Origin of the sequence: Microcella putealis (genome assembly GCF_004216575.1) — a bacterium.
Classification (GTDB): Bacteria; Actinomycetota; Actinomycetes; order Actinomycetales; family Microbacteriaceae; genus Microcella; species Microcella putealis.
On record NZ_SGWW01000001.1, the window covers coordinates 872,886 to 898,263 of the forward strand.

The window sequence follows — 25,378 nt, forward strand, 5'->3', positions numbered from 1 at the left end:
ATCAGCCCTGAATAAAGGGGATGACGATGCCGGCGACGAGGCCGAGCATCCCGACCGCGAAGGCGATGCCGCCGACGATCAGCATCGCGCGGCCGTCGGACGCCGGGTCGTCGAGCCTCGGCGAATCGGGCTTCAACGGGTGCACCCAGACGGTGCGGGCATCCCCCACAGCCGGAATGGACCCGGTCAGCGGCGCGATCGCCTCGATCACCTCGCGGCCCTCACCGAACCAGCGCAGCCGCGCGTCGTGCTCGTGCACGGTCGTAATGACGGCCTTCTGCGTGCGGTACTTCGACGCCCACACGCGGCGGCCGATGCCGATCGCGAGAAACAGCACGCCGGCCGGCAGCGCGACCCACGCGAACACCTCGGCGATGAGGCTGACGGCATCGAGCGGGTCGGTCACGCACTCAGGATAGAGGGCGCGCGTCGCAGCCGATGCGCGCGGTGACCGCTACGCCTGGGGCAGCAGCTCGCCGACGAGGGTCTCGATGCGGCGCTTGATGTCGTCGCGAATCGGGCGCACCGACTCGATGCCCTGCCCGGCCGGGTCGTCGAGCTCCCAGTCTTCGTAGCGCTTGCCCGGGAAAATCGGGCAGGTGTCGCCGCAGCCCATCGTGATGACGACGTCGGACGCCTTGACCGCCTCGGTGGTGAGCACCTTCGGCGTGTTGTTCGCGATGTCGATGCCCTCTTCGGCCATCGCCTCGACCGCAACCGGGTTGATCTGGTCTTTCGGCTCGGAGCCCGCCGACAGCACCTCGACGCGGTCGCCCGCCAAGTGCTTCAGGTAGCCGGCCGCCATCTGCGAGCGGCCCGCGTTGTGCACGCACACGAAAAGGACAGTGGGCTTCTCGGCGGCGGTGTCGGTCATGGGGTGGCTCCTGGATGCTCGGGGCGGGCTAATATCGACGCGTATCGATACGTCGAGTACAGTCGAAACATCGACCGCTGTCAATCTCAGCCGGTCAGGGTGAACGGCGGGTAAACGAGGAGCTCACATGACCAGCGCGACCATGATTCCGATCACCGACGTCTCGGCGTGCTGCACGAACGTCACGCGCGAGTCCATCAGCGCCGAGAACGCCGAACTGCTCGCCCGCTCGCTCAAGGCTCTCGCCGACCCGGCGCGTCTGCGCCTCATCTCGATGGTCGCCGCCAGCGAAGGCGCCGAAGCCTGCGTGTGTGACCTGACCGAACCGCTCGGCCTCTCGCAGCCCACCGTCTCGCACCACCTGAAGGTGCTCGTCGAGGCCGGCTACCTCGAGCGCGAGAAGCGCGGCACCTGGGCTTATTACCGCCTCACACCCGGCTCGCTCGACGCCGTGTCGTCGCTGCTGCGCACCGTCTGAGCGCTCAAACGCCTGAACCTGAACGCCCTAGCGCCTGAGGATCCGAGCCCGCCCATGACCAGCGACCCCACCCTCGCCCAGCGCAGCCTCGCCGAGTTTCTCGGCAGTGCGCTGCTCGCCGCGATCGTCGTCGGCTCGGGCATCATGGCGACGCAGCTGACCTCCGACGTCGGAGTGCAACTGCTCATCAACGCCGTCTCGACCGCCTTCGGCTTGACCGTGCTGATCGTCGTGTTCGGCCCGGTCGGCGGAGCCCACTTCAACCCCGCTGTCACCCTCGTGATCGCCGCCACCCGCGGCCTCGCCTGGCGGGATGCACCCGCGTACGTCTCCGCGCAGATCGCGGGATGCGCATCCGGTGCGATTCTCGCGAACCTGATGTTCGCGGCGCCCGCCATCAGCATCAGCGAGACGCAACGTGTCGCTCCGAACACGCTGCTCGCCGAAGTGGTGGCGGCGGCGGGGCTCGTGCTCGTCATTCTCGCGCTGGTGCGCACCCAGCGCCTCGCGCTCGTCGCCCCCGCCGTCGGCGCCTACATCGGCTCGGCCTACTTCTTCACCGCGTCGACCAGCTTCGCGAACCCCGCCATCACCCTCGGGCGGATGCTCTCAGACACCTTCGCAGGAATCGCGCCCGCCAGCGCTCCCGGCTTCATCGCCGCGCAGCTCGTCGGCGCGGCGATCGGGTTGGGGCTCGCGGTCGCGCTGTATCCGCGGCGGGTCGAGGTGGTTGAGCCGGGTGCGGCGGGCGCGAGCGCGCTGGCCACGGAAGTCGAGTCGGGTCACGAGGCCCAGTCGGGCGCGAGCGCGCCAGCGCGCACCCCGGCCGTCGACGCGGCACCCGACCACGCTGGGTAGCATCGCCGCATGGCTTTCTGGCGGCGCGCATCCCACCCCGACGCCGAGCTGCCGAAAAACGATCGCGGCGCCGCCAAGTTCGAGGACTACGACTACGACCTGGTGCCCAAGAAACGCGAGCTGACGATGCGGCTCGCCGCGAGCGACCCCCACCAGGAGGTGCTCGCCACGCTCTGGGACGAGGTCGGCGACGACCTCGACTCGCTCGTGACGGCGACACCCGCGCGCTCCCTCGACCAGGAACGCGTCGACGCCCCCATCGAGGTGCGCCTCTTCTCGGGCCGCAGCGTCACCGGAGTCGTCGGGCGCGTGCCGCGCGGCTTCGAAGGCGTCTACGACGACGCTGTGCGGCGGCTCGACGACCGGGGCGACAAGCCGCGCATCCCCGTGGGACTCGTGCGCACGAAGGCGGGCTTCCGTGTCGACCTGCTGATCGGCATGACGCGGTAGTTCGCCGAGCCGTGGCGCATCGGGTGCAGGGTTGTGTCGCGCCCGGCGCCTAAACAAGGGTTCACGTCGAGACAACGGCGTGAGCGGGCTCGTTTCGGCGCAAACCCTTGTCTCAGTGACGGGCCGGCGGGCCGGGCGGGCCGGGCGGGCCGGCGCGCGGGTCAGGCGGGGCCGACGGGCCGGACGGCGCTCGGGTCAGGCGAGCAGCTCGCCCAGCTCGAGCCAGCGGGTCTCGAGTTCGTCGCGCTCGGCCTCCACCTCGCGGAGCGTCTCGTGCAGCGCGCCGATACCCGCGTAGTCGCTGACGTCGTGCTCGGCGAGTGCCACATGCAGCTCGTCGACGCGGCCCTGCAGTTTGGCGAGCTTCCGGTCGATCGCGGCGAGCTCCTTCTCGGCGGCTCGACGCTCGGCTCCGCCGAGTGCAGGGGCGGATGCTGCGGCCGGCCCACCCGCGGAGGCTCCAGCGCCCGAGGCGGCCGAGCCGCCGCCGCCCGACCCAGCGCCTGCGGACCCGGCGCCAGACTGCGCGCCGGACACCGACGCGACCGTCGCGCGCCCCGCATCCTGCCCGCCGGTCGGGGCGGCGAGTTGCGCCGCCAGCCGCAGATACTCGTCGACGCCGCCGGGGAGGTGGCGCAGGCGTCCGGCTCCGTCGGGGCCGGGCAGGATCGCGTATTGCTGGTCGGTGACCCGCTCGAGCAGGTAGCGGTCGTGCGAGACGACGATGAGGGTGCCGGGCCACGAGTCGAGCAGATCTTCGATGGCGGCGAGCATGTCGGTGTCGAGGTCGTTGGTGGGCTCATCCATGATGAGCACGTTCGGCTCGTCGAGCAGGATCATCAGCAGCTGCAGTCGCCGCTTCTGGCCTCCGCTGAGGTCTTTGACCGGGGTCGACAGCTGCGCCGACGTGAATCCGAGCCGCTCGAGCAGCTGGCCGGGGGTCAGCTCTTTGCCGCCCGCCACATAGCTGGTGCGCTTCGACGCGATGACGGCCGACACGCGCTCGTGCGCCACCGACGAGAGGTCGGCGAGTTGCTGGTCGAGGGTCGCGACGACGACCGTCTTGCCGCGCTTCACGCGCCCGCTTGTCGGCTGCAGCGTGCCGTCGATGAGCTTCAGCAGCGTCGACTTGCCGGCGCCGTTCACGCCGAGGATGCCGGTGCGCTCGCCCGGCGCGATCAGCCACTCGACATCGCGGATGATCGTGGCACCGTCGTACGCGACGCTCACGTCGATGAGGTCGATGACGTCTTTGCCGAGGCGCGTCGTCGCCATCTGGGTCAGCTCGACGGTGTTGCGCAGCGGCGGCACGTCGGCGATCAGCGCGTTGGCGGCCTCGATGCGGAACTTGGGCTTCGCCGTGCGGGCCGGGGCGCCCCGGCGCAGCCACGCCAGCTCTTTCTTCATGAGGTTCTGGCGCTTCGCCTCGACGGTGGCGGCCTGGCGGTCGCGCTCCATGCGCTGCAGCACGTAGGCCGCGTAGCCGCCCTCGAAAGGCTCGACGATCTGGTCGTGCACCTCCCACGTGTTCTCGCTCACCTCGTCGAGGAACCACCGGTCGTGTGTCACGACGACGAGCGCGCCCTGGCCGCGCGGCCAGCGCCGCTTCAGGTGCTCGGCGAGCCACGCGACGCCGCCGATGTCGAGGTGGTTGGTGGGCTCGTCAAGCACGACGATGTCCCAGTCGCGGCTGAGCAGCGCAGCGAGCGCCACGCGGCGGCGCTGCCCGCCCGACAGATCGTCGACGAGAGTGTCACCGGGGATGTCGGGGACGAGACCGGCGAGAACGTCGCGCACACGCGCATCCCCCGCCCATTCGTGCTCGGCGCGATCGCCCACGATCGTCGCGAGCACGGTCTGCCCGGTCGCGAGCGCGTCGGCCTGATCGAGCATGCCGAGGGTCACCCCGCGGCGGCGGGTGACGCGGCCGGCATCCGGTTCTTGCTTACCGGCGAGGATGCGCAACAGCGTCGACTTGCCGTCGCCGTTGCGGCCGACGACGCCAATGCGATCGCCGTCGCCGATGCCGACGGTGACGCCGTCAAGGACGACACGGGTGGGGTATTCGACGCGGAGCTGCTCGGCTCCCAGGAGGTGGGCCATTACGTCGAGCCTAGACGCGGCAGAATGGGAGGCATGTCTGACGCTGAAACCTCCGCGCCCGTGACGACCGCAGAGGTTAAGCGCATCCGCCGCATCCTGCCCTGGACCCTGTTCTGGGCGGCGGGCATCATCTTGCTCGACCAGGCGACGAAGTTCTGGGCCGAAACCGAACTGACGCTGGGCGTGGGCGTACCCGTCATCGGCGAGTGGATTCAGTGGCGCCTCGTCTACAACCCGGGCGCCGCGTTCGGCATCGGCCGCGAGTACACGTGGATTCTCACGATCGTGGCTGCGCTCGCCGTCGTGGGCCTTGCGGTGTTCGTCGCCCGCATCTCGAGCGCCCGCTGGGCGATCGCGGTGGGCGCCATGTTCGGCGGGGCGATCAGCCACCTGGGCGACCGGCTCTTCCGCGAGCCGGCGTTTGCCCGCGGCGAGATCGTCGACTTCATCGACTACTTCGGCTTCTTTGTCGGCAACATCGCCGACATCGCGCTCGTCGTCGGCGCCGGCGGAATGATCCTGCTCAGCCTGATCGGGCTCAGCCCGCGACGATCCGAGCCCCGTGCACAGGACCCGTCGCCCGCAGAACCCGGTGACCGCCCGCACTCAGACTGACCTGCAGGTCGAGGGCCTGATCGGCGTCGGCCACCAGGAACGCCACGGTCGGGCCTGACCCCGACACGAGGGCGGCGAGCGCTCCGGCGACTTCGCCCGCCTCGAGCACGTCAGCCAGCTCGGGCTGCAGGTGCAGCGCGGGCGCCTGCAGGTCGTTGTGCAGGTACTCGGCGAGCTGCTGGGCGTCCCCCGCACGCAACGCCTGCAGCACCTCGATGTCGACGGTCGGCTGCGAGGGCGCCGGGGCGATGTCGGTCACGTGCCGCTCGCGGTGGCGGTCGAGTTCGGCGTACACCTCGGGCGTCGAGAGGCCCCCGTCGGCGAGCACGAGCAGCCAGTGAAAGGTGCCCTTCGCGAGCGCGGGCGACAGCTCGTCACCTCGGCCCGTGCCGACGGCGGTGCCGCCCATGAGGGCGAACGGCACATCGGCGCCGAGCTCTGCGGCGAGCTCGTGCAGGTCGTCGCGGGCAAGGCCCGTGCCCCACAGGTGGTCGCAGGCGACGAGCGTGGCCGCGGCGTCAGCCGAGCCGCCGCCCATGCCGCCGGCGATCGGCACGTGCTTCGCGATCTCGAGATGCACGCCGCCGCGGTAGTCGGTCGTGCGGGCGAGCAGACGGGCCGCCTTGATGGCGAGATTCGAGCCATCGGTCGGCAAGCCGCTCGTGTCGATCGGGCCGGTGAAGCGCACCGAGAAGTCGTCGGCCTCGGTCGCCGCGACCTCTTCGTACAGCGACACGGCCTGGTAGGCGGTGGCGACGTCGTGGTAGCCGTCGTCTTGCAGCGCACCGACGCGCATGAAGACGTTGATCTTGCCAGGCGCCTTCGCGTGGACGACGCGGGGGCCTGCGGCAACGCTCATGCGCTCCACCCTAGGGCAGGCATTCTCGGCTCGCGCACGCCCAGCGCACAGGCGCGCCGGTAGCCTCGAGCCCGTGCAGTGCGACTACTTCGACGCGGGGCTCTGCCGTTCGTGCACGCTCATGGGCGTACCGTACGCGGCGCAGCTCGCCGAGAAGCAGGCGCGGGTTGAGGGTCTGCTCGCCCCGCACCTCGCCGGCCCCGCCGCTGCGGTCTGGGGCGAGCCGGTCGCGAGCGTCGAGAGCGGGTTCCGCGCGAAGGCGAAGATGGTTGTCGGCGGCACGGTCGCCGCCCCCACCCTCGGAATCCTCGACGGCCAGCGCCGCGGCGTCGACCTGCGGCGCTGCGGAGTCATCGCCGCCCCGATCCTGGATGCTCTGCCCGCGATCGCCGCCTTCATTACGACCGCGGGCCTCACCCCGTACTCCGTTCCTGAGCGGCGCGGTGAGCTGAAGAACGTCATCCTGACCCTCGGGGCGGACGGCCTCCTCATGGTGCGCTTCGTCACCCGCACAGCCGACGGGCTGGAGCGCGTGCGACGCCAGCTGCCGGCGCTGCTCACGGCCGTGCCCGCCGCCCACGTCGTCACCGTGAACCTGCTGCCCGAGCACAAGGCCGTGCTCGAAGGTGAAGTAGAGCACGTGCTCACCCCGGCGCGGGCGCTGCCGATGCGCGTCGGCGACGTCGAGCTGGCCGCGCTGCCGCAGTCGTTCGTGCAGACCAACACCGCCGTCGCGGGCGAGCTGTACCGGCAGGCGGCGGCGTGGGTTGACGAGGTGGGGCCTGCGAGTGTCGCCGACCTGTACTGCGGGGTCGGAGGCTTTGCGCTGCACGCTGCCGGGGCTCCGGGGTCGGGGCGTCAGGTCGTGGGGGTCGAGGTGTCGCGCGACGCCGTGGCGAGTGCGGAACTCGCGCGCGACGCGCGGTACAGGCGCGACGACGACCGGGCGCGCATCCGATTCGTTGCCGATGATGCGCTTGAGTGGGCGCGTCAGGAAGCGGCGTTGCCCGAACTCGTCGTCGTCAACCCGCCGCGGCGCGGCCTGGGCGAGCCGCTCGCGACCCTGCTCGCCGAGCGCGGGCCCGAGACGGTCGTGTACTCGAGCTGCAACCCCGATACGCTCGCGCGCGACCTCGCCGCGATGCCCGGGTATCGGGTGGAGCGGGCGCGGGTCGTCGACATGTTTCCGCAGACGACGCACGTCGAAGTACTGACGCTGCTGCGGCGCACGGGACGCTAGCGCGGCCAGCGTTCAGTCGCGCGAGTACGCCCCGCGGCTCTGCTGCGTGAGACTCGGCACCAGCAGCCGATAGACGCCGAGGCCGATCACTTCGATCGCCATGCCGAGCACGACGACGAGCGGCACGAGCTCGAAGCCGTCCTCGAAGGCGGCGGCGATGGGCAGCACCAGCAGGCCGTTGCGGGCAGCACCCGCGAAGGTCAGCGAGCGCACGCCGCCGATCGACAGGCTGAAGGCGGTGCCGACGAGGATTCCGAGCGGCGTCATGACGATCAGGTAGACGCCGAACAGCGGGGCGACGGCGGGCAGCAGCTCGATGCGCTCCATCGCGCGGGGCGTAAACACGGCGGCCATGGTGCCGACCGCGAGCGCCGTCGCCGGCACCGTGAAGCCGGTGGCGACGCGCAGCCCGGAGCGCACGGGGCCGACACGCTCGCCGACGAGCTGCAACGTGACGATGAGGGCGGTCGGCGCGATGATCGTCGCGAGAATCACGGGCGGCAGGCCCGACAGGTCGAGCGCGAGAAAGTCGTCGGCGAGGGTAAACAGAATCAGCAGACCGGGCACGGTGACCGCCTGCACGAGCAACAGCACCGGCGCCGAGGCGAAGAGCGCTTCGGCGTCGCCGCCCGCACGCCGCACGATGCCCACGATGAGCCCCACGCCGGGCGCGAGCAGCAGCAACAGCAGCCCCAGCTGCAGGTCAGGGTCGCGAATCAGTACGCGGCTCAGCACGAAGGCGAGCAGCGGGCCGAGAAACACCGACAGCAACAGCAGCGCCGAGGTGAAGCGCTTGTCGAGCACGGTGCGGCCCACCGCCGCAAGCGGAACGCCGGCAAGCGTCAAGGCGATGGCGAGCGCGATGAGCGCGAACGGCACGGCATCGGGGGTCTCGCCCACCTCGGGCACCAGCGCACCGACCGTGAAGCCCGCGCCGATCGCCAGAACGATTGGTGGGGCCGGATGCGCGTCCACCCACCCGAGGACGCCTCGCGCGGGCGCGCCCAGCCCGCCGCTCGGGCCGCCGCCCGGGCCGCCGCCGGGAGCACCCCGGCCGCCAGACGGGCCGGGGCCCTGCGGCGCGAGGGCGCTCACGACTACTGCCCGAGCCGAGCGATCGCGAGGAACGCGTCGAGGTCGAGCTGCTCGCCGCGCGCCGTCGGGTCGACGCCCGCGGCCTCGAGCGCCGCCGTCGCCTCAGCCGACGAACCGAAGACCTCGGCGAGCGCCTGACGCAGCATCTTGCGACGCTGCCCGAACGCGGCATCGACGAGCTGGAAGGTGCGCTGGCGCAGGACCTCGTCGCCGGGGACGCGACGTCCGTGCATCCCGACGATCACACTGTCGACGTTCGGGACCGGCCAAAACACCTGCCGGCTGATCGTGCCGGCGACCCGCCAGTCGCCGTACCAGGCGGCCTTCACGCTCGGGCTGCCATAAATCTTCGACCCCGGCGCCGCGGCGATGCGGTGGCCGACCTCGGCCTGCACCATCACGAGCACGCGCTCAATCGACGGCAGGGCGGCCAGCAGGTGCAGCAGCACCGGAACGCTGATGTTGTACGGCAGGTTCGCGACCAGAGCGCTCGGGATGCTCGGGGCTGCGTCGGGCGCGGAAAGCGCGGCCGCGTCAACGGTCATCGCATCAGCGGTGACCACCGTGAGGTCGGCGCCCGGCTGCAGCTCGCCGACCGTGACGGGTAGCTGCGCGGCCAGGCGCCGGTCGATCTCGACCGCGACCACCGGGTGGCCCGCGTCGAGCAGCCCGAGGGTCAGCGAGCCGAGGCCCGGGCCCACCTCGAGCACCGTCTCGCCGGGGGCGAGCTTCGCGGCCTGCACGATGCGGCGCACCGTGTTGCCGTCGTGCACGAAGTTCTGGCCGAGCTTCTTCGTCGGCGCGACGCCGAGCAACTCGGCCAGGTCGCGCACCTCGGCCGGGCCGAGCAGCGCTGCCACGTCAGTGATCGCCCGGGGCGTCGTGCTGGGGCTCGGGCGCCGACGGCGTGAAGTCGTGCGGGTCGCCCGGAATGTCGTGGTGCGCGGGGGCCGCGTCGCCCTCCTCGGGGCGGTCAGCCCACGGGTCGCCGGGGGCGATCACCGGGTGGTCGTCCCAGTGACCGTAGACGTTCTCGGTGTTCGAGCTGAGCTGGGCGGCGAGCATCGACGCATCGGTGCCGATCGTGTCGGCCATGGCGCGCACCGTCCACGGCAACAGGTACGGGCCGTTGGGGCGGCCGCGGTGCGGGTGCGGGGTGAGGAACGGGGCATCCGACTCGACGAGCAGCAGCGAGCGCGGCAAGATCTCGAGCGCGTCGCGCAGATTGCGGGCGTTCTTGAACGTGACGGTGCCCGCGAACGACGCGAACCAGCCGCGCTCGGCGAGGATCGACGCCAATTCGACGTCGCCCGAGAAGCAGTGGAAGACCGTGCGTTCGGGCGCGCCCACCCGCAGCAGGGTCGCCACCACGTCTTCGTGCGCGTCGCGGTCGTGAATCTGCAGAGCCAGATTGTGCTGCTTTGCGAACTCGATGTGCGCCTCGAAGGCGCGCAACTGCGCGTCGCGTCCGCCGCCGTCGGTGCGGAAGTAGTCGAGGCCCGTCTCGCCGATGGCGACCACGCGGGGTTGCGAGGCGAGGGCGTCAATGGCAGCCAAAGCGTCGTCGAGCTCGCCGCGGGCATCCAGCTTGGGGGCCTCGTTCGGGTGGATCGCGACCGCCGCGAGAACGCGCGGTTCGCGCTCGGCGACCGCCGCGGACCACTGGCTGGTGAGCACGTCGGTGCCGACCTGCACGACGCCGCGCACGCCGACAGCGCTCGCCCGGTCGAGGTGCTCGCGGTAGTGCAGCGGGTTCTCGCCGTCGGCGATCTCGAGGTGCGTGTGGTTGTCGTAGACGGGCACGACCAGGGCTTCCGGCGACGGCGGGTAGGCCAGGTCGCGGCTCGTGTCTTCCATGGCCGCCCGCTTGCGGATGTGTGCGTCGATCGCGTCGGTCATGAACTGCTCGCTTCCCCGGTCGAGAGCCCCGACCGCGCAGGCGAGTCTACTGACCGGTGCACGGCCCCCGCTGGGGGTTGCGCTCGGGCCGGCCGCCCTGCCCCGAGCTCACCGAGCTGGCGAGCCTCCCCCACGCGGTCGTCTCGACCGGGCGGACAACTTCTCAGGAGTAAACCAATGCTCCGGCCCGAAATGTCGCGGAGCCCGGGGCGCGACAGCGGTTTACTCCTGAGAAGTTGTCCGCGGGATCGCGCACTGCCGCACCTAGCGCCCCGTCCGCACGCCGTGCAGCGTCAGCTTTGCCCCCGCCGCACGCCGCCGCACGTGACGTATTGCAGGAAAAGCGGGACGCCACCCGCGAAAAGTTAGGGGTGGAAGTCCCGCGGGGTTGCTCGATTCCTGCACTACGTCACGGCCTCTCGGCGGCCTCAAGCAGAGCGACCAGATGCTCGGGGTCGACACTGTCGAGTTCGGTCAAGCACTGCAGCAGTGCCGCCGCATCACGGGCCGCAACCTCGACCGACGCCCCGTCCGCGCGCCGCCCGAGATAACGCCCGACGTAGTGGTCGTACTCGTCGTCGTTGGCCGCGCGGTAATCGGACACCCCGATTGGGTCCCACTCCCAGAACGCAGCGCGGATATGCGCCACACGCTCGAGGAACGTCGCGTCACTCATCGACCGAGCATCGCACTAACCGAGCTGGTCGACCTCGATGCGCGGGAAGAGCGGCGGCAGCGCCGAGACCTCGGCGCCCTCCGGCAGCTGCCCCCAAGTGGCGACCTGGTCAATCCGCTGCTCGGCGAGCGGGCCGATCGCGGCGTCGGCGCCGAGGGCCGTCCACAGCAGCGCGGTCGACTTCGGCATGACCGGCGCGAGCAGCACCGACAGGGCGCGCAGGCCCTCGGCCGCGGTCGCGAGAATCGTGTGCAGGCGCGCCGTCTGCGACTCGTCCTTCGCGACCTTCCACGGCTCCTGCTCGGTGAGGTAGCCGTTGAGTTCGTCGACGACCGTCCAGATCGCCGCGATTGCCTCGTGGATCGCGAAGCGGTCCATCGCGGCGGTGGCACGCTCGACCGCCGATTCCACGACTGAATGGATGCGCGCATCCGCATCGGTGACGTCGCTCGCGGCGGGCAGGCGCCCGTCACAGTAGCGGCCGACCATCGCGACGACGCGGGAGGCGAGGTTGCCGAAGCCGTTGGCGAGTTCGGCCTGGTAGCGGGCGGCGAGGTCCTCCCACGAGAACGAGCCGTCTTGGCCGAACGAGATCGCGCGGAGGAAGTAGTAGCGGAACGCGTCAGAGCCGAAGACGTCGGTGATCTGCTCGGGGGCGATGCCGGTGAGCTTCGACTTCGACATCTTCTCGCCGCCGACGAGCAGCCAGCCGTGGCCGAAGACTCGGCGCGGTGTCGGTAGGCCTGCCGCCATGAGCATGGCGGGCCAGATCACGGCGTGGAAACGGGCGATGTCTTTGCCGACGATGTGGTTCGACGGCCAGAACTTCTGAAACAGCTCGCCCGGCTCGTCGGCACGCCATCCGAGTGCCGAAATGTAGTTGATCAGCGCGTCGAACCAGACGTAGAAGACGTGCTTGTCGTCCCACGGAACGCGCACGCCCCAGTCAAAGCTCTGCCTCGAGATCGACAGGTCGTCGAGGCCGCGGCGCACGAACGACACAATTTCGTTGCGCAGGCTGTCGGGCTGAATGAAGTCGGGCTGCGTCTCATAAAGTTCGAGCAGCCGGTCGCCGAAGGCGCTCATGCGGAAGAAGTAGTTCGCCTCTTTGAGTACCTCGACGGGGCGGCCGTGAATGGGGCAGACGTATTGCCCCTCGAACTCACCGGCGCCCTGCGCGAGGTCGTCGGTCTGCTTGTACTCCTCGCAGCCGACGCAGTAGTAGCCCTCGTACTCGCCGAAGTAGATGTAGTCGTCGTCGTACAGCTTCTGCAGGAAGGCCTGCACGACGCTCTCGTGGCGCTCCTCGGTCGTGCGGATGAAGTCGTCGTTCGCGATGTCGATCGTCTGCAGCAGCGGAATCCACGCGTCCGCGACGAGCTTGTCGGCCCACTCCTTCGGGGTGACGTCGTTCGCGACCGCGGTGCGCAAGATCTTCTGACCGTGCTCGTCGGTGCCCGTCAGCGACCAGGTGTCGACTCCGCACTGGCGGTTCCAGCGGGCGAGCACGTCGGCCGCGACCTCCGTGTAGGCGTGCCCGATGTGGGGCGCGTCGTTGACGTAGAAGATCGGGGTGGTGACCGAGAAAGAGGGGGCTGCCATGGTGAGCCCATTCTAGGTGCGCGGCCCCGCGCATCCGCCGCCCGCGGGGTTTGCGATGCGGCGCACAAGCGCCGCCCGCGATCCGCGGCAGGGGGCGCCGAAACAAGGGTTCGCGGCGAGACGATGCCCACGCCAGCCTTCTTTCAGCGCAGACCCTTGTCTCAACGATTGCCAGCCACCCGCCGGAGGCGATACTGGCCAGTCCGAGCGAGCGGCATACTGCCGGAGTGACCGAATCGAGCGTCCCCGACCACATCGTCGTGCTGCCCGGCGGAGGCTACGCGCGGCACGCCCCGCACGAAGCTGAGCCGGTCGCTGCGTGGCTTGAGACCCTCGGCGTCGCGACCAGCGTGCTGCGCTACCCCGTCGCCACCCGCCACCCCGGCCCCCTGGATGCAGTGCGCACCCACATCGCGGACGTGCGGCAGGCGGGCGCCCGCCGCGTCGGCGTGCTCGGCTTCTCGGCGGGCGGTCACCTCGCCGGCCACGCCGCCGCGACCGGACTCGTCGACCTGGCCGTGCTCGGCTACCCGGTGGTATCGATGCTGACGCCGACGCACGCCGGCTCGCGTCAGAACCTGCTGGGCCCGCGCCCGTGGCCGTGGCAGCGGCGCGCGGTCTCGGTCGAGAAGCTCGTGACGCCCGCCATGCCGCCGACGTTCGTCTGGCACACCGCCGATGACGAGCTGGTGCCGGTTGAGCACGCGTACCTGCTGGCCACGGCGCTCGCGAAGCACGAGGTGCCGCACGCGCTGCACGTCTACCCGACGGGCCGGCACGGGCTGGGCCTCGCCGAGGGTTCGGGCGACCCCGAGCGCTGGACGTCCGAGTGCGCCGCCTTCCTCGCCGCGCACGGCTGGGGCGCGTAGCCGCCGAGACAAGGGTTTGCGCCGAGACACCCCTCGCGGCAAGCTCATTTCGGCGCGCCCTTGTGTCGGCGCACACTGACACAGCTTCGGTAGGTTCAAGACATGCGGATGCGCGCCCTCGTCACGATTCTCGCGAGCGTCGCGCTCGTCTCGGCCTGTTCCCCCGGCTCGGTGCTCGCAGAAGGCCTCGAAGGTTGCCAGGTCACGCCCGAGGGTCGCGTCGCGAGCGCCGCCTTCGGTCTCGTCAACACGAGCAACGAGCCCATCACGCTCGAGTCGATCGACGCGCAAGAGGTCACCGGAGCCACCGTCGTCGACACCTGGTTCGAGGCGTACGACGGCGATGGCGACCCCGAGCCCGTGCTCTTTGGCGGCGACCGCCGCGACCGCCAGGCCGAGGGTGCGACGATCACCGAGCTCGACGGCACGGTGCTTGAGCGCGACGACGCCGGCTACGTCGTCATCGCGATCGAGCGCACCGGCAGCGCCGAGGCCCTGCTCGAGGTGGTCGACATCACGACCGACTCGCAGACGCTGAGCGCCCCGGTGCGCCTGCTGCTCGCCGACAGCTGCGAGTAGCCACCGGGCGTCGGCGAGGCTGCACCGCCCGCGGCGCACGTCGCTAATCGCGGCGCGCTAGCCGCGGCGGGCAGCGAGCGCCGCCTCGTACAGCTCTCGCGTGCCGAGCCCGGTCGCGGCGCCGACATCGGCGGCCGCTGCCTTCAGCCGCTCCCCCGCCTCGACGCGGGCCAACACTTCGGCGACCGCGCTCGGCAGGTCGGCGGAAAGCGCCGGCGCCCCGTCGATCACGATGACCAGCTCGCCCCGCGTGCCATCGGCGAAACGCTCGGCCAGCTCGGCGAGCGTGCCGCGGGCGACCTCCTCAAACTTCTTCGTCAGCTCACGGCAGACGGCGGCGCGGCGATCGGGCCCGAAGCCCTCGGCGAGGTCGGCAAGCGACGCACCAATGCGGTGCGGGGCCTCAAACACGATGACGGTGCGCTGCTCGGCGGCGAGCCCCTTCGCCCACGCGACGCGCCCCTTGCGCGGAACGAAGCCGTCGAACGCGAAGCGGTCGGTCGGCAGCCCGCTCAAGACGAGGGCGGTCAAGACGGCGCTCGGCCCCGGGATCGCGGTCACATCGACGCCCGCCGCGATCGCCGCCTCGACGAGCACGTAACCGGGGTCGCTGACGCTCGGCATGCCCGCGTCGGTGAGTACGACGAGGTCGGCGTCGCGCGCCAGCTCGACGAGCTCGGCCGACGCCGCGCGCTCGTTGTGCTCGTGCAACGCGATCAGCCGCGGCCGGTTCTCGACCCCGAGCGAGCGCAGCAAGTGCACGGCCGTGCGCGTGTCTTCGGCCGCCACGACCGGAGCCGCCTCGAGCACCTCGATGAGGCGCCGACTGGCGTCGCCGAGGTTGCCGATGGGGGTGGCGGCGAGCACGATCACCCGCCCACTCTGACACGTGAGCCCCGGTTAGCATGAGCGCGTGACCGAGCCGAGCGCGATGCCCCGGCTGCTGCCGACGCCCGAGCGGGCCGCAGCCGCCGTCGATCGCGCGGCCACGCGCATCCCCCGCGCCGTGCGCATCGGAGTGCCCGCCGCGATCATCGGCGTGGCCGCCGCCACACGCCTCATCGGCCTCGACAGCCCCGCCACCCTCGTCTTCGACGAGACCTACTACGTCAAAGACGCGGCCTCCCTGCTCGCCTACGGATACGAGGGCCGCTGGCCCGACGACGCCGACGCGCAGTTCGAATCGGGGGCGCTCACCCGGCCGGATGCTGATGGCGCGTTTGTCGCGCATCCGCCGTTCGGCAAGTGGCTGATCGCCGCGGGCCTCGCGGCGGTCGGCACGGCGAACCCGGTCGGCTGGCGGCTCTCGACGGCGCTCGCCGGCATCGCGCTCGTGGCCCTTGTCATGGTGCTCGCGCACCTGCTGCTGAAGAACTTCACCCTCAGCATGGTCGCGGGTGGCCTCATCGCCATCGACGGCAACGCCATCGTGATGAGCCGCGTTGCCCTGCTCGATGGCCTACTCGCGGTCACCGTGGTCGCGGCGGTGATCATGCTCGTGAAAGATCGCGCCGACTACCGCGCGCAGCTGGCGAAGCGGGTCGCGAGAAGCGGGCGTGACGACGTCGAGCATCCGCCCCCGAATCGGCGCGCGCGCGACGATTGGGGCCCCGCGATTGGGGCGCGGCCGTGGCTGATCGCCTTCGGGGCGACGTTCGGCCTGGCCGCGTCAATCAAGTGGAGCGCCCTGTACTTGTTCGCCGCGTTCGCGCTGCTGAGCGTCGCCCTCGACGCAATCGACCGGCGCCGCGCGGGCGTGCCCTTCTGGCTGTCGGGCGGGGTGCTACTGCAGGGGCCGGTGTCGTTCGCGCTGACCGTGCCCGTCGCCGCCGCGACGCACCTGCTGACCTGGGCGGGCTGGCTCACCACGAGCGGCGGGTGGGGCCGCGGCCGCGACGACAACGCCCTCGTCGCGCTCGCCGACTACCAACGCGAGGTGTACGAGTACCACGTGGGCGTCACCAGCGAGCACTCGTACGAAGCGCCGGCGGCGCTCTGGCCGCTGCTGAGCCGGCCCACCTATATGCACTACGAGGCATTCGACGACGGCACGGTGGTGGCGATCAGCGGCATTCCGAATCCGCTGATCTGGTGGCTCGCGTGGGCGGCGATCATTTTGATCGCGATCGGATGCGCGTTCGCCCGCACGCGCATCCATCGCGCTCACGACGGCCTCGCCGCCGCGATCGTGCTGACGGGCGTCGCCGCTGGCTGGCTGCCGTGGCTGCTCTACCCCGAGCGCACGATGTTCTTCTTCTACACGATCGTGCTCGTGCCGTTCTTGGTGATCGGGTTGACGATGATCGTCGGCGGAATTCTCGAGCGGGGCGGGCGCGTGGCGGTCATCGTGCTGGGAGCGTTGGCGATCGCGGTGAGCGCGTTCTTCCTGCCGCTGTGGATGGGCCTACCGTTGCCGATCGATCAACTCAGCTGGCGGTACTGGCTTCCGAGTTGGGTGTAGCCGCGGCGGGGTGCGCCTCTCGATTAGCGCGCGTTGAGGTCCTTCACGAGTTCGAAGCCGCATCGGTCAACTGACCGCGACGTCGCCGTCATCACGACCGCCCCGGTGACAGCAGCCCGATCGATGCCGATCCACGAGCGGAACCCGCCCGTACCCCCGTTGTGCCAGGTGACCGTGCGGCCACGGACAGGTGTCGTGAGCCAGGCCGCACCGATGCGGGTCACGCCGGCCAGCGTTTCGACCGGATCGAGAGCCCCCAGCCCGGGGGCGTTGCCGCTAAGAATCGACGACACCATGGTCGCCATGTCGTCGATGGTGGCCCGAATGCCGCCCGCGGGCGCAAGTGCTTCGCCCGTCCAGGGTTCGCGCGGCTTTCCGCGTCGGCTCGTCCCGACGACGGCCGTACCCCGCAATTCGTGGGCGTTCGACGGCACATAGCTGCCGTGCATCCCCAGCGGATTCGTGAGGCGCGAGGCGACCAGCTCGGCGTATGACAGCTGCGCCGCCGCGGCGATGGCGTGGCCGAGCAACTCGAAGCCGAAGTTCGAGTAGAGCGGTCGCGGCGCGCCGGGCTGCTCGCGCCGTGCTTGCTCAACGAGTTCGGCCAAACTCTCGCCGTACGGGTTCGAGCCGTGTCGCCACAACGCGACCGTCTTCCGCCACGAGTCAGCTGATGAGGGAAGGCGGGGAAGCCCGGAGCGGTGAACGGCGAGCGAGCCCAACGTCACATCGGCTGCCCCCGCATTGCCGAGAGGCAAGAGGTCGCCCAGACGTGTCTCACCGGTGATCTCCCCTCGTGCGACGGCGTCGGCATAGAGGAGCCCGGTGACCGCCTTCGAGACGGACCCGATTTCGAAGTCGCCGTCCCGTGTGGTTCCGTGGACGGCGATCCGAACCTCCCTGCCCGAGACGGTCGCTGCCGCCCATACGGTATGCCGTGCCCCGAGAAGGCGTCGCGCGCGATCGTGGAGGGCGGCATCCTCGCGAAAGGTCACGATGCTTGCGCAGATGGTGCCGTCGAACCGTCCGGGCTCGAAACGGTGACGTGCCGGCGTGAGCGGTAGACGAGCGCGCGCAAGAGCCATTCGGCCGGGCCCGGCTTGTCGACCGCGGCCAGGATGTTCGCCGCGATCAGCGTGCCGAGCCAGGTGATCACCGCGATCTGGCTCGCCTCGGCGATGCCGAGCTCGCCGCCGAGGCCGAGCGTGTACGGCGCGAACACGATCACGAACACCACCGATTGGGTGAGGTAGCCGCTGAGGGAACGCTGGCCGAGAGCGGCAAAGATGCGAGCGATCGGGCCGGGCGTCTCGCGACGACCGGCGAGGATCGCGATGAGCGAGACGTAGCCCACCGCGCCGATGACGCCGGTCGTGCCGTGCAGCATGGCGGCCAGGGGCTCGGTCCAGATCGAGAGCTCGATGACGCCGAGAAGGGCGAGCGCCATCGGCAGGGCGCCGAGCACCGAGATCGTGATGCCGAGGCCTGCGGCGACGCCGAGGCGGCGCAGGTGCGGCGTGGGGTTCTCGAGCACCCGCCGGCGGGCGAGCCAGATGCCGAGAATCATGGGCGGCAGCAAGATGGCGAAGCCACCGAAGGGCAGCGACACCAGCGAGACAGACCACTCAGCCGCGCGCAGCAAGACGGCCCAGCCGAAGGCGTCGGCCTCTGACGACCCGAACGGTGCACCCGTCGACATGGGCACACCGATCTCGCCCAAGAGCCCGGAGAGCCCCTCGGCCGCGGTCATGAACACGAGCAGGCCGAACGTCACCCAGCCCACGATCGCGAGAACCTTGTCGCTTGCCCGAATGAGCAGCACGAGCGCGAGGCCGAGCAATCCGTACGCTCCGAGGACGTCGCCGAAGAACAGCAGCGAACCGTGCACCGCGCCGAACGCGATCAGCCAGGCGTTGCGGCGCAACAGCAGGCGCCGGGCGTCGGGCCACTCGGTGCCGCGCGCGTGCTCGCGCATGAGCAGCTGCGTCATGCCGTAGCCGAACAGCAAGGCGAACAGCGGGTAGCTGCGGTTGTCGAACAGGGTTGCGACGAGCGCGTTCGTCCACTGGTCGGTCGAGTCATCGGTGACCGGCTTAAACATCAGCCCCACCTCCGTGCCGTAGAGGAAGAACGGCACATTGGCGAGCGCGATGCCGATCAGCACGAGGCCGCGGGCAACGTCGGGCGCGACGGCGCGACGGCTGCGAGGGGTCGGGGCAGCGGCGTTGGCGACAGAGGCGGCGGTGGTCATGCGGTCAACGGTAGGGGGATGCTCGCGACCGCGCCTCCGTCTGTCGACGGATTCGCGCATCCGCCCTGCCGCCGTGCCGCCCGGCCGCGCCGCCCGGCCGCGCCGCCCGGCCGCGCCGCCACTCGGTCACGCGCCACTCGGCCGCCCGCTGGTGACGTATTGCAGGAAATGAGCGTCGCACTCCCCCGCAATGCGCGGAAGTAGCGCGGCACCCGCGCCTGTTTTCCTGCAATACGTCACGCCCGCGGGTCGGCGCAGCACCCGCGACGCCGACAGCGGCCCCCGCGCGCTTACGAAATGTGACGCGAGCACGCGGGACGGCGCGGCTCGCTCGATTACCGTTGCCGGATGGCCGACCGCGATTACGGTTTCCGCACGCGTGCCCTGCACGCGGGCAACGTTCCCGACTCGGCGACGGGCGCCCGCGCCCTGCCGATCTACCAGTCGAGCGCATTCGTGTTCGACGACGCGCAAGACGCCGCCGCGCGCTTCGCCCTGCAGAAGTACGGCAACATCTACTCGCGCCTTGCGAACCCGACGGTCGCGAGCTTCGAAGAGCGCATCGCGAGCCTCGAGGGCGGCCTCGGCGCCGTCGCCACCTCGAGCGGCCTGAGCGCGCAGTTCATCACCTTCGCCTCGCTCGTTGGCGCCGGCGACCACGTCGTCGCCTCGTCGAACCTCTACGGCGGCTCGATCACCCAGCTCGACGTGACGCTGCGCCGCTTCGGTGTCGAGACGACCTTCGTCGCGAGCGACCAGGCCGAGGATTACGCGGCGGCGATCATCCCGGGCCGCACGAAGGTGCTGTTCACCGAGACGATCGCGAACCCCTCGGGCGACATCGCCGATCTCGAGGCCCTGGCTGACGTGGCGCGCGCCCACCAGATTCCGTTCATCGTCGACTCGACTATCGCGACCCCGTACCTCTGCCGCCCGATCGAGTGGGGCGCCGACGTCGTGACCCACTCGGCCACGAAGTTCTTGGGTGGCCACGGCACGACCCTCGGCGGCGTGGTTGTCGAGTCGGGCCGCTTCGACTGGTCGAACCACAACTTCCCGCTGTTCGAAGAGACCGTGCCGCACTACGGCGGCCTCACCTGGTACGGCAACTTCGGCGAGTACGCCTTCCTCACGCGCCTGCGCGCCGAGCAACTGCGCGACATCGGCCCGGCGCTCGCCCCGCACTCGGCGTTCCTGCTCGCGCAGGGCGTCGAAACGCTGCCGTACCGCATGCAGGCGCACGTCGACAACGCACGTGCGGTCGCGCAGTGGCTCGAGGCCGACCCCCGCATCGAGACGGTGCGCTGGGCGGGGCTTCCCTCCCACCGTCACTACGAGCGGGCCCAGCAGTACACGCCGCTCGGCCCGAGCTCGGTGTTCAGCTTCGATGTCAAGGGCGGTCGCGCTGTGGGCGAGAGGCTCATCGAGAACGTGCAGTTGGCCAGCCACCTCGCGAACATCGGCGACGCGAAGACGCTCATCATCCACCCCGGCTCCACGACGCACGCGCAGCTCACCGAGCAGCAGCTTGCCGACTCCGGCATCGGGCCGGGACTGGTGCGCTTGTCCGTTGGCATCGAAGACGTCGAGGACATCATCTACGACCTCGATCAGGCACTCAACGCAGCCGTGAAGGAGGCGTGACCATGACCGACGTCAGCACCCCGGCATCCGCTTCGCTGGATGGCGCCGTCTCGACAGCGAACGCCGCGACCGAGACAGAAACCGTGACGCTCGCGAACGGACTGACCTGCAGCATCCCGGCCAGCTCGCCGCTTGCGAAGCGGCTCAAGTCGCAGCGCACGTGGGTGGGGCCCAGCGCCAAGGAGCGCCTTGGCATTCTTCGGCGCGCACAGAGCATCGCGATCGTTGGTGCCTCACCGAACCCCGCACGCTCGTCCTACTTCGTCGGCACCTACCTGCTGCAGTCGAGCGACTACCGGGTGTACTTCGTCAACCCGAACGCCACCGAGATTCTGGGCCAGAAGGCCTACCCGGACCTTGCCTCGTTGCCCGAGGTACCCGACATCGTTGATGTCTTCCGCAAGGCGAGCGACATTCCCTCTGTCGTCGACGACGTCGTGGCCATCGGCGCGCCCACCATCTGGGTGCAGTTGGGCATTTGGAACGAAGAAGCGGCGTACGACGCCGAAGCTCGCGGGCTCACCGTCGTCATGGATCGCTGTATCAAGGTCGAGCACGCTCGGTTCCACGGCGGTTTGCATCTCATGGGATTCGACACCGGCGTCATCAGCAGCAAGAAGCAGGTGCGGTAGGCACCTTTCTGCCGACTCGCGAGTGACCCGTTCGGCCCTCGGCGAGACGTTTCAGGAGTCCGTTTACCCACAATTCACCACTGTCCGCCCTTTGGGGGACCATTTGTACCCCGTTTGGGGGTTTCGAAGATTCCTTAGACCGCCTACTGTCGTCTACGCGTAGCAACACCCGAATTCGCCAGAACCCGAACTGGCGAAGCTGCGCATGAGGTTACCCGTGCCCACCACCCCCCTTTCCCCTGCCTTCCTGCCTGCCCGAAAGCGCCAATGGGGCGCCGAAAAGCGCACCGAGCCGCTCCCGATCGTGCACACTCGTCCGAGCGATCGCCGCATCGCCATGGCGCGCGTCGCGATCGTCGCGACCATCGTGTTCTGGGTCGTGTACGTCGTGTACACGGTCATCGCCGAGTTCCTGAACAACGGCACCCAGAGCTTCGAGTTCACCACTCAGGCGATCTCCTACGTCGTCGTCGTCACCTTCCTGACGTTCTCGGCACTCATGTACCTGATCGCGCGCCACGGAGCGCTGCAACGGTTCGCCGCACACGTGCGCGTCCCCCGCGCAGAACTCGACCGCCACTTCGCCGACCGCTCCACCTCCATGACAGTGCTCGTTCCGTCTTACGCCGAAGAGCCCGACGTCGTGACGACGACGCTGTGGTCCGCCGCGCTGCAGGAGTACCCCGAACTGCGCGTGGTGCTGCTGATCGACGACCCGACGAACCCCACGGAGGAGGACAAGCTCGCCCGGCTCGACGCAACGCGCGCCATTCCCGCCGCGATCAACGACGCGCTTCGCGAGCCGTCGGAGCGCTTCCGCAGCGCTCTGCTCGAGTGGGAGGTCGAGCGCCCCGAATCGATCCTCGATTCCGAGATCGAACAGCTCATCACGCACTTCCGGTGGGCCGTCGACTGGGTCGACGCGCGCATCGATCAGCACACCGTGACCGATCACGTCGACCGCTTCTTCGTGGACCAGGTGCTCGGCGGGCTCCGGTCGGAGTTCGCGGCCACAGCAGACGCACTCGACGCTGCCCGCTCGAGTGAGCACGGCATTAGCGGCGAGATGGCTGTTCACATGATGCGACGACTTGCCCGAACGTTCACCGCCGAGGTGACGAGCTTCGAGCGCAAGGCGTACGCATCCCTCTCGCACGAAGCCAACAAGGCGATGAACCTGAACGCCTACATCGGGCTCATGGGCGGGGCCTACACCCGCGAACAGACCCCGCAGGGACCGGTGCTGCGAGCGGTGCCCTTCGCCCACGAGGCCGATCTGGTCGTTCCCGAGCCCGACTACATCCTGACGCTCGACGCCGACTCGATGCTCCTTCGCGACTACTGCGTGCGGCTCGTGCACTCGATGGAGCAGCCCGAGAACGCGCAGGTCGCCGTCACGCAGACGCCGTACTCGTCGTACCGGGGCGCACGAACCCGCATCGAGCGACTTGCGGCGGCGACGACCGACATCCAGCACATCCTCCACCAGGGCTTCTCGCACCACAACGCGACGTTCTGGGTCGGTGCCAACGCGGTGATTCGCAAACGCGCCCTCGATGACATCGTTCAGCTGGAAACGACGGGTGGATTTGTCGTCAAGCGGTACGTTCAAGACCGGACGGTCATCGAAGACACCGAGTCGAGTATCGACCTCGGCACCCACGGGTGGACACTCACCAATTACCCCGAGCGCTTGAGCTATTCGGCGACCCCGCCTGACTTCGGGTCGCTCGTCATTCAGCGGCGGCGCTGGGCGAACGGCGGTCTTCTCATCCTGCCGAAATACTTCCGACAGGTGCGTGAGCGTCGCGCACGCGGCGAACGGGTCTCCATCATCGAGATTCTGCTTCGCGTCAACTACATGTCGTCGATTGCCTGGGCGAGCTTCGGGCTCGTCTTCCTCTTGGCCTACCCCTACGACAGCCGTCTGCTCTCCCCCGTCGTCCTGCTCGCCGCTCTGCCCTACTTCCTCGCCATGGCGAGCGATCTGCACTACAGCGGCTACAAGCGAACCGACGTGTTCCGGATCTACGGCTTCAACCTCATCCTTCTACCCGTGAACCTTGCCGGGGTGCTCAAGTCACTCGAACAGGCCATCACCAGCAAGAAGATTCCGTTCGCGCGCACGCCGAAGGTTCGCGACCGCACCGCGACACCGTTCCTTTACGTGGTCGCACCGTACGCCATCATCGTGTTCTCGATCGTGACGCTCGTGCGCGACGTACAGGCCGAGAACTGGGGCAACGCTGCGTTCGCCGGCTTCAACGCTCTCCTCGCGCTCTACGCGGTGATCGCGTACATCGGCCTCGGCACCTCACTGGTCGACTTCGGCTACGGCGCAACGAACTGGCTGTACGCCGCGCCGCGCCGCCCGAAGACCCCCGTCGCTGCCGAGCAGGAAGTCGCCGTCGACTGGCAGTCGGTTCTGTACTACGGGACGGTTCCGACTCACTCGCGCGCGACGGCCGACCACGTCGTCAGCCCCCGCGGCGCACGCACCTCCTCGAGCACCACCGAACGGAGCAACGCATAATGGCCGCCGCACCACGCCCCAGCATCCTCTGGCGAGACGGCCGACGCCTCAGCCCCTTCCGAGCGCTCATCGCCCTTCTGCTGACCAGCGGACTCGGCGTCTTCGGCTACACGCACGTCACCGACTGGGTGGCGACGCAGGCCGAGACGCAGGAAGAGCCCTGGTTCGCGGCATACGTCGATGTCACGGCAACGCCCACGTTTGCCTTCGAGAACGTCGACGCGCAGACAGCCCAAGACATCGTGCTGTCGTTCATCGTCGCCGATCGCGACGACCCGTGCCTGCCCACGTGGGGCACCGCATACACGATGGATGAGGCGTCGCAGGCACTCGACCTTGACCGTCGCCTCGCGCGGTTCTCCCAGGCGGGCGCTGACTTCACCGTGTCATTCGGCGGACTGCTCAACGACGAACTCGCGACCGTGTGCACCGACCACGACGAGTTGGTTGCCGCCTACGGCTCCGTCGTCGACCGTTACGACCTGACCACGATCGATCTCGACGTCGAAGGCATCAACCTCAGCGACCGCGAGGCGGGCGAGAGGCGCGCCGCCGCGATCGCCGAGCTGCAGCAGCAGCGACGCGCATCCGGTGACGAGCTCGCCGTATGGATGACGCTGCCGGTGATCCCCTCGGGGATGACCGAAGACGGCACCACCGCCGTGCAGCAGATGATCGAGGCCGGCGTCGACCTGGCCGGAGTCAATGTGATGACCATGAACTATGGGCAGGCGCGCGACACGGGCGAGTCGATGGCCGAGGCGTCCATCCGGGCGCTCCAGTCCACCCACCGTCAACTGGGGGTGATCTACCAAATCGCCGAGATTGAGCTCAGCGACGCCACACTATGGCGCAAGGTCGGCGCGACACCGATGATCGGCCAGAACGATGTGTTCGAAGAGATCTTCACACTCGAAGACGCCTACGAACTCAACGCCTTCGCCATCGACACAACGATCGGCCGCATGGGTATGTGGTCGCTCAACCGTGATGTGCCGTGCGGTCCCAACTACGTCGATCTGCGCCGGGTGTCGGATGCGTGCTCAGGTATCCCGCAGGGAGAGGCGCGGTTCTCCGACATCCTCGCCGAAGGCTTCACTGGCCGCATCGATTCGGTTGCCGGGTTCGTCACGACTCCCGAACCTCGCGACCCGGCGGAATACATCGACGACCCCGAGACGAGCCCATACCCAATCTGGAACGCCGAGTTTGCCTACCTCGCCGGCACGAAGGTCGTCTGGCACCGCAATGTGTATGAAGCAAAATGGTGGACGCGCGGAGAGTTGCCGGACAACCCCGTATTGAACGAGTGGGAGACCCCTTGGGTGCTCGTCGGGCCGGTGCTCGACGGCGAGAAACCCATGCAGATTCCCACCCTGCCGTACGGCACCTATCCCGAATGGGAAGGCACCGCCGTCTACGACCGCGGCGCGCGCGTGCTCTTCGACGACACCGCGTACGAAGCGAAGTGGTGGACCCAGGGCGACAGCCCGGCCGCCTACGCCGCCGATCCCGATAGCTCGCCGTGGGTGCCCGTACGCCTCGACGAGATCGAAGAGATTCTGCGCGACCTCGAGACGGGTGAACTCATCCACGAGGGGTCGGGAACGATCACCGACTCGACCAATAACGACTCGCCGTGAGCGTCGGCGGGCGGAAC

Annotated in this window: 24 protein-coding genes; 12 read left to right on the forward strand and 12 right to left on the reverse strand. The window is 69.5% G+C overall.

The features are described from left to right. Position 1: 1 nt before the first annotated feature. Both EV141_RS04255 and EV141_RS04260 read right to left on the reverse strand, forming a co-directional pair. On the reverse strand, positions 2-406 hold the full coding sequence (locus EV141_RS04255) for a hypothetical protein (RefSeq protein ID WP_130484695.1): 405 nt from the start codon (positions 404-406) through the stop codon (positions 2-4). A gap of 48 nt (positions 407-454) precedes the next feature. Next, positions 455-874, reverse strand: coding sequence for an arsenate reductase ArsC (locus EV141_RS04260; RefSeq protein ID WP_130484696.1), 420 nt, complete (start codon positions 872-874; stop codon positions 455-457). Positions 875-1,001: 127 nt separating this feature from the next. Here EV141_RS04260 and EV141_RS04265 point away from each other — a divergent pair, with 127 nt between their 5' ends. From EV141_RS04265 to EV141_RS04275, 3 genes are read left to right on the forward strand one after another with little or no spacing between them, the layout of a single operon-like run. Next, on the forward strand, positions 1,002-1,352 hold the full coding sequence (locus EV141_RS04265) for an ArsR/SmtB family transcription factor (RefSeq protein ID WP_130484697.1): 351 nt from the start codon (positions 1,002-1,004) through the stop codon (positions 1,350-1,352). A 54-nt stretch (positions 1,353-1,406) separates the two neighbouring features. Next, positions 1,407-2,210 (forward strand): aquaporin, encoded by an 804-nt coding sequence (locus EV141_RS04270; protein WP_130484698.1) that lies wholly within the window; start codon positions 1,407-1,409, stop codon positions 2,208-2,210. Between the two features lie 9 nt (positions 2,211-2,219). Beyond that, positions 2,220-2,660 (forward strand): hypothetical protein, encoded by a 441-nt coding sequence (locus EV141_RS04275; RefSeq protein WP_130484699.1) that lies wholly within the window; start codon positions 2,220-2,222, stop codon positions 2,658-2,660. A gap of 195 nt (positions 2,661-2,855) precedes the next feature. On the opposite strand, the gene EV141_RS04280 is transcribed toward EV141_RS04275, so the two are convergent. Further along, positions 2,856-4,763 (reverse strand): ABC-F family ATP-binding cassette domain-containing protein, encoded by a 1,908-nt coding sequence (locus tag EV141_RS04280; protein WP_130484700.1) that lies wholly within the window; start codon positions 4,761-4,763, stop codon positions 2,856-2,858. Between the two features lie 33 nt (positions 4,764-4,796). Between EV141_RS04280 and EV141_RS04285 the strand changes: the two genes are divergently transcribed. Then, entirely contained in the window at positions 4,797-5,378 is a 582-nt protein-coding gene (locus tag EV141_RS04285) for a signal peptidase II (RefSeq protein ID WP_130484701.1), read from the forward strand. Here the strand turns inward: EV141_RS04285 and EV141_RS04290 are convergent. Beyond that, positions 5,302-6,237 carry a 4-(cytidine 5'-diphospho)-2-C-methyl-D-erythritol kinase gene (locus EV141_RS04290; protein WP_130484702.1) on the reverse strand — a complete coding sequence of 312 codons (936 nt, stop codon included), beginning with the start codon at positions 6,235-6,237 and terminating at the stop codon, positions 5,302-5,304. The genes EV141_RS04285 and EV141_RS04290 overlap by 77 nt on opposite strands. A 73-nt stretch (positions 6,238-6,310) precedes the next feature. Between EV141_RS04290 and EV141_RS04295 the strand changes: the two genes are divergently transcribed. Further along, entirely contained in the window at positions 6,311-7,477 is a 1,167-nt protein-coding gene (locus EV141_RS04295; protein ID WP_130484703.1) for a methyltransferase domain-containing protein, read from the forward strand. Between the two features lie 12 nt (positions 7,478-7,489). On the opposite strand, the gene EV141_RS04300 is transcribed toward EV141_RS04295, so the two are convergent. The 5 genes from EV141_RS04300 to metG all read right to left on the reverse strand — a co-directional run bounded on the left by EV141_RS04300 (position 7,490) and on the right by metG (position 12,749). Then, the gene (locus EV141_RS04300; protein WP_130484704.1) at positions 7,490-8,572 is read right to left on the reverse strand and encodes a hypothetical protein; all 1,083 of its coding nucleotides are present in this window, start codon (positions 8,570-8,572) and stop codon (positions 7,490-7,492) included. Between the two features lie 2 nt (positions 8,573-8,574). Continuing rightward, entirely contained in the window at positions 8,575-9,432 is an 858-nt protein-coding gene (rsmA, locus tag EV141_RS04305; protein WP_130484705.1) for a 16S rRNA (adenine(1518)-N(6)/adenine(1519)-N(6))-dimethyltransferase RsmA, read from the reverse strand. 1 nt (position 9,433) lies between these two features. Then, positions 9,434-10,471 carry a TatD family hydrolase gene (locus tag EV141_RS04310; protein ID WP_130484706.1) on the reverse strand — a complete coding sequence of 346 codons (1,038 nt, stop codon included), beginning with the start codon at positions 10,469-10,471 and terminating at the stop codon, positions 9,434-9,436. Positions 10,472-10,880: 409 nt separating this feature from the next. Further along, positions 10,881-11,147 (reverse strand): hypothetical protein, encoded by a 267-nt coding sequence (locus tag EV141_RS04315; protein ID WP_130484707.1) that lies wholly within the window; start codon positions 11,145-11,147, stop codon positions 10,881-10,883. Positions 11,148-11,162: 15 nt separating this feature from the next. Then, positions 11,163-12,749 carry a methionine--tRNA ligase gene (gene metG / locus EV141_RS04320; RefSeq protein WP_130484708.1) on the reverse strand — a complete coding sequence of 529 codons (1,587 nt, stop codon included), beginning with the start codon at positions 12,747-12,749 and terminating at the stop codon, positions 11,163-11,165. A 227-nt stretch (positions 12,750-12,976) separates the two neighbouring features. Between metG and EV141_RS04325 the strand changes: the two genes are divergently transcribed. Together EV141_RS04325 and EV141_RS04330 are read left to right on the forward strand one after the other, a co-directional pair. Beyond that, a complete protein-coding gene (locus EV141_RS04325; protein ID WP_185740086.1) occupies positions 12,977-13,618 on the forward strand; it encodes an alpha/beta hydrolase in 642 nt (213 codons plus the stop codon). A 102-nt stretch (positions 13,619-13,720) separates the two neighbouring features. Continuing rightward, positions 13,721-14,197, forward strand: a complete 477-nt coding sequence (locus EV141_RS04330; RefSeq protein WP_130484709.1) for a putative periplasmic lipoprotein — start codon at positions 13,721-13,723, stop codon at positions 14,195-14,197. A gap of 57 nt (positions 14,198-14,254) precedes the next feature. On the opposite strand, the gene rsmI is transcribed toward EV141_RS04330, so the two are convergent. Next, complete coding sequence (gene rsmI / locus EV141_RS04335) at positions 14,255-15,070, reverse strand: 16S rRNA (cytidine(1402)-2'-O)-methyltransferase (protein ID WP_130484710.1); 816 nt, start codon at positions 15,068-15,070, stop codon at positions 14,255-14,257. Between the two features lie 40 nt (positions 15,071-15,110). On the opposite strand from rsmI, the gene EV141_RS04340 reads away from it, so the two are divergent. After that, positions 15,111-16,658 carry a dolichyl-phosphate-mannose--protein mannosyltransferase gene (locus EV141_RS04340; protein WP_130484711.1) on the forward strand — a complete coding sequence of 516 codons (1,548 nt, stop codon included), beginning with the start codon at positions 15,111-15,113 and terminating at the stop codon, positions 16,656-16,658. Between the two features lie 23 nt (positions 16,659-16,681). Here EV141_RS04340 and EV141_RS04345 read toward each other — a convergent pair whose 3' ends face one another. Further along, positions 16,682-17,653 carry a serine hydrolase domain-containing protein gene (locus EV141_RS04345; protein ID WP_241969001.1) on the reverse strand — a complete coding sequence of 324 codons (972 nt, stop codon included), beginning with the start codon at positions 17,651-17,653 and terminating at the stop codon, positions 16,682-16,684. Continuing rightward, complete coding sequence (locus EV141_RS04350; RefSeq protein ID WP_157985499.1) at positions 17,650-18,909, reverse strand: DUF418 domain-containing protein; 1,260 nt, start codon at positions 18,907-18,909, stop codon at positions 17,650-17,652. Before EV141_RS04350 ends, EV141_RS04345 begins: the two co-directional genes overlap by 4 nt. A gap of 348 nt (positions 18,910-19,257) precedes the next feature. Between EV141_RS04350 and EV141_RS04355 the strand changes: the two genes are divergently transcribed. The 4 genes from EV141_RS04355 to EV141_RS04370 all read left to right on the forward strand — a co-directional run bounded on the left by EV141_RS04355 (position 19,258) and on the right by EV141_RS04370 (position 25,361). Beyond that, positions 19,258-20,553, forward strand: a complete 1,296-nt coding sequence (locus tag EV141_RS04355) for an O-acetylhomoserine aminocarboxypropyltransferase/cysteine synthase family protein (RefSeq protein WP_130484714.1) — start codon at positions 19,258-19,260, stop codon at positions 20,551-20,553. A 101-nt stretch (positions 20,554-20,654) separates the two neighbouring features. Further along, positions 20,655-21,185, forward strand: a complete 531-nt coding sequence (locus tag EV141_RS04360) for a CoA-binding protein (RefSeq protein ID WP_375880244.1) — start codon at positions 20,655-20,657, stop codon at positions 21,183-21,185. Between the two features lie 217 nt (positions 21,186-21,402). Then, positions 21,403-23,718, forward strand: a complete 2,316-nt coding sequence (locus EV141_RS04365; protein WP_311768246.1) for a glycosyltransferase family 2 protein — start codon at positions 21,403-21,405, stop codon at positions 23,716-23,718. Then, entirely contained in the window at positions 23,718-25,361 is a 1,644-nt protein-coding gene (locus tag EV141_RS04370; protein WP_130484715.1) for a chitinase, read from the forward strand. The genes EV141_RS04365 and EV141_RS04370 overlap by 1 nt, the downstream gene beginning before the upstream one ends. Positions 25,362-25,378 lie beyond the last annotated feature (17 nt).

What these genes read in the sequence shown, in the direction of transcription:
- EV141_RS04275 (WP_130484699.1), top strand. Translation starts at nt 2,220, where the DNA reads ATGGCTTTCTGGCGGCGCGCATCCCACCCCGACGCCGAGCTGCCGAAA.
- EV141_RS04330 (WP_130484709.1), top strand. Translation starts at nt 13,721, where the DNA reads ATGCGGATGCGCGCCCTCGTCACGATTCTCGCGAGCGTCGCGCTCGTC.
- EV141_RS04290 (WP_130484702.1), bottom strand. Translation starts at nt 6,237, where the DNA reads ATGAGCGTTGCCGCAGGCCCCCGCGTCGTCCACGCGAAGGCGCCTGGC.
- EV141_RS04315 (WP_130484707.1), bottom strand. Translation starts at nt 11,147, where the DNA reads ATGAGTGACGCGACGTTCCTCGAGCGTGTGGCGCATATCCGCGCTGCG.
- EV141_RS04270 (WP_130484698.1), top strand. Translation starts at nt 1,407, where the DNA reads ATGACCAGCGACCCCACCCTCGCCCAGCGCAGCCTCGCCGAGTTTCTC.
- EV141_RS04310 (WP_130484706.1), bottom strand. Translation starts at nt 10,471, where the DNA reads ATGACCGACGCGATCGACGCACACATCCGCAAGCGGGCGGCCATGGAA.
- EV141_RS04355 (WP_130484714.1), top strand. Translation starts at nt 19,258, where the DNA reads ATGGCCGACCGCGATTACGGTTTCCGCACGCGTGCCCTGCACGCGGGC.
- EV141_RS04285 (WP_130484701.1), top strand. Translation starts at nt 4,797, where the DNA reads ATGTCTGACGCTGAAACCTCCGCGCCCGTGACGACCGCAGAGGTTAAG.
- EV141_RS04260 (WP_130484696.1), bottom strand. Translation starts at nt 874, where the DNA reads ATGACCGACACCGCCGCCGAGAAGCCCACTGTCCTTTTCGTGTGCGTG.
- EV141_RS04370 (WP_130484715.1), top strand. Translation starts at nt 23,718, where the DNA reads ATGGCCGCCGCACCACGCCCCAGCATCCTCTGGCGAGACGGCCGACGC.
- EV141_RS04350 (WP_157985499.1), bottom strand. Translation starts at nt 18,909, where the DNA reads ATGACCACCGCCGCCTCTGTCGCCAACGCCGCTGCCCCGACCCCTCGC.
- EV141_RS04280 (WP_130484700.1), bottom strand. Translation starts at nt 4,763, where the DNA reads ATGGCCCACCTCCTGGGAGCCGAGCAGCTCCGCGTCGAATACCCCACC.
- metG (WP_130484708.1), bottom strand. Translation starts at nt 12,749, where the DNA reads ATGGCAGCCCCCTCTTTCTCGGTCACCACCCCGATCTTCTACGTCAAC.
- EV141_RS04265 (WP_130484697.1), top strand. Translation starts at nt 1,002, where the DNA reads ATGACCAGCGCGACCATGATTCCGATCACCGACGTCTCGGCGTGCTGC.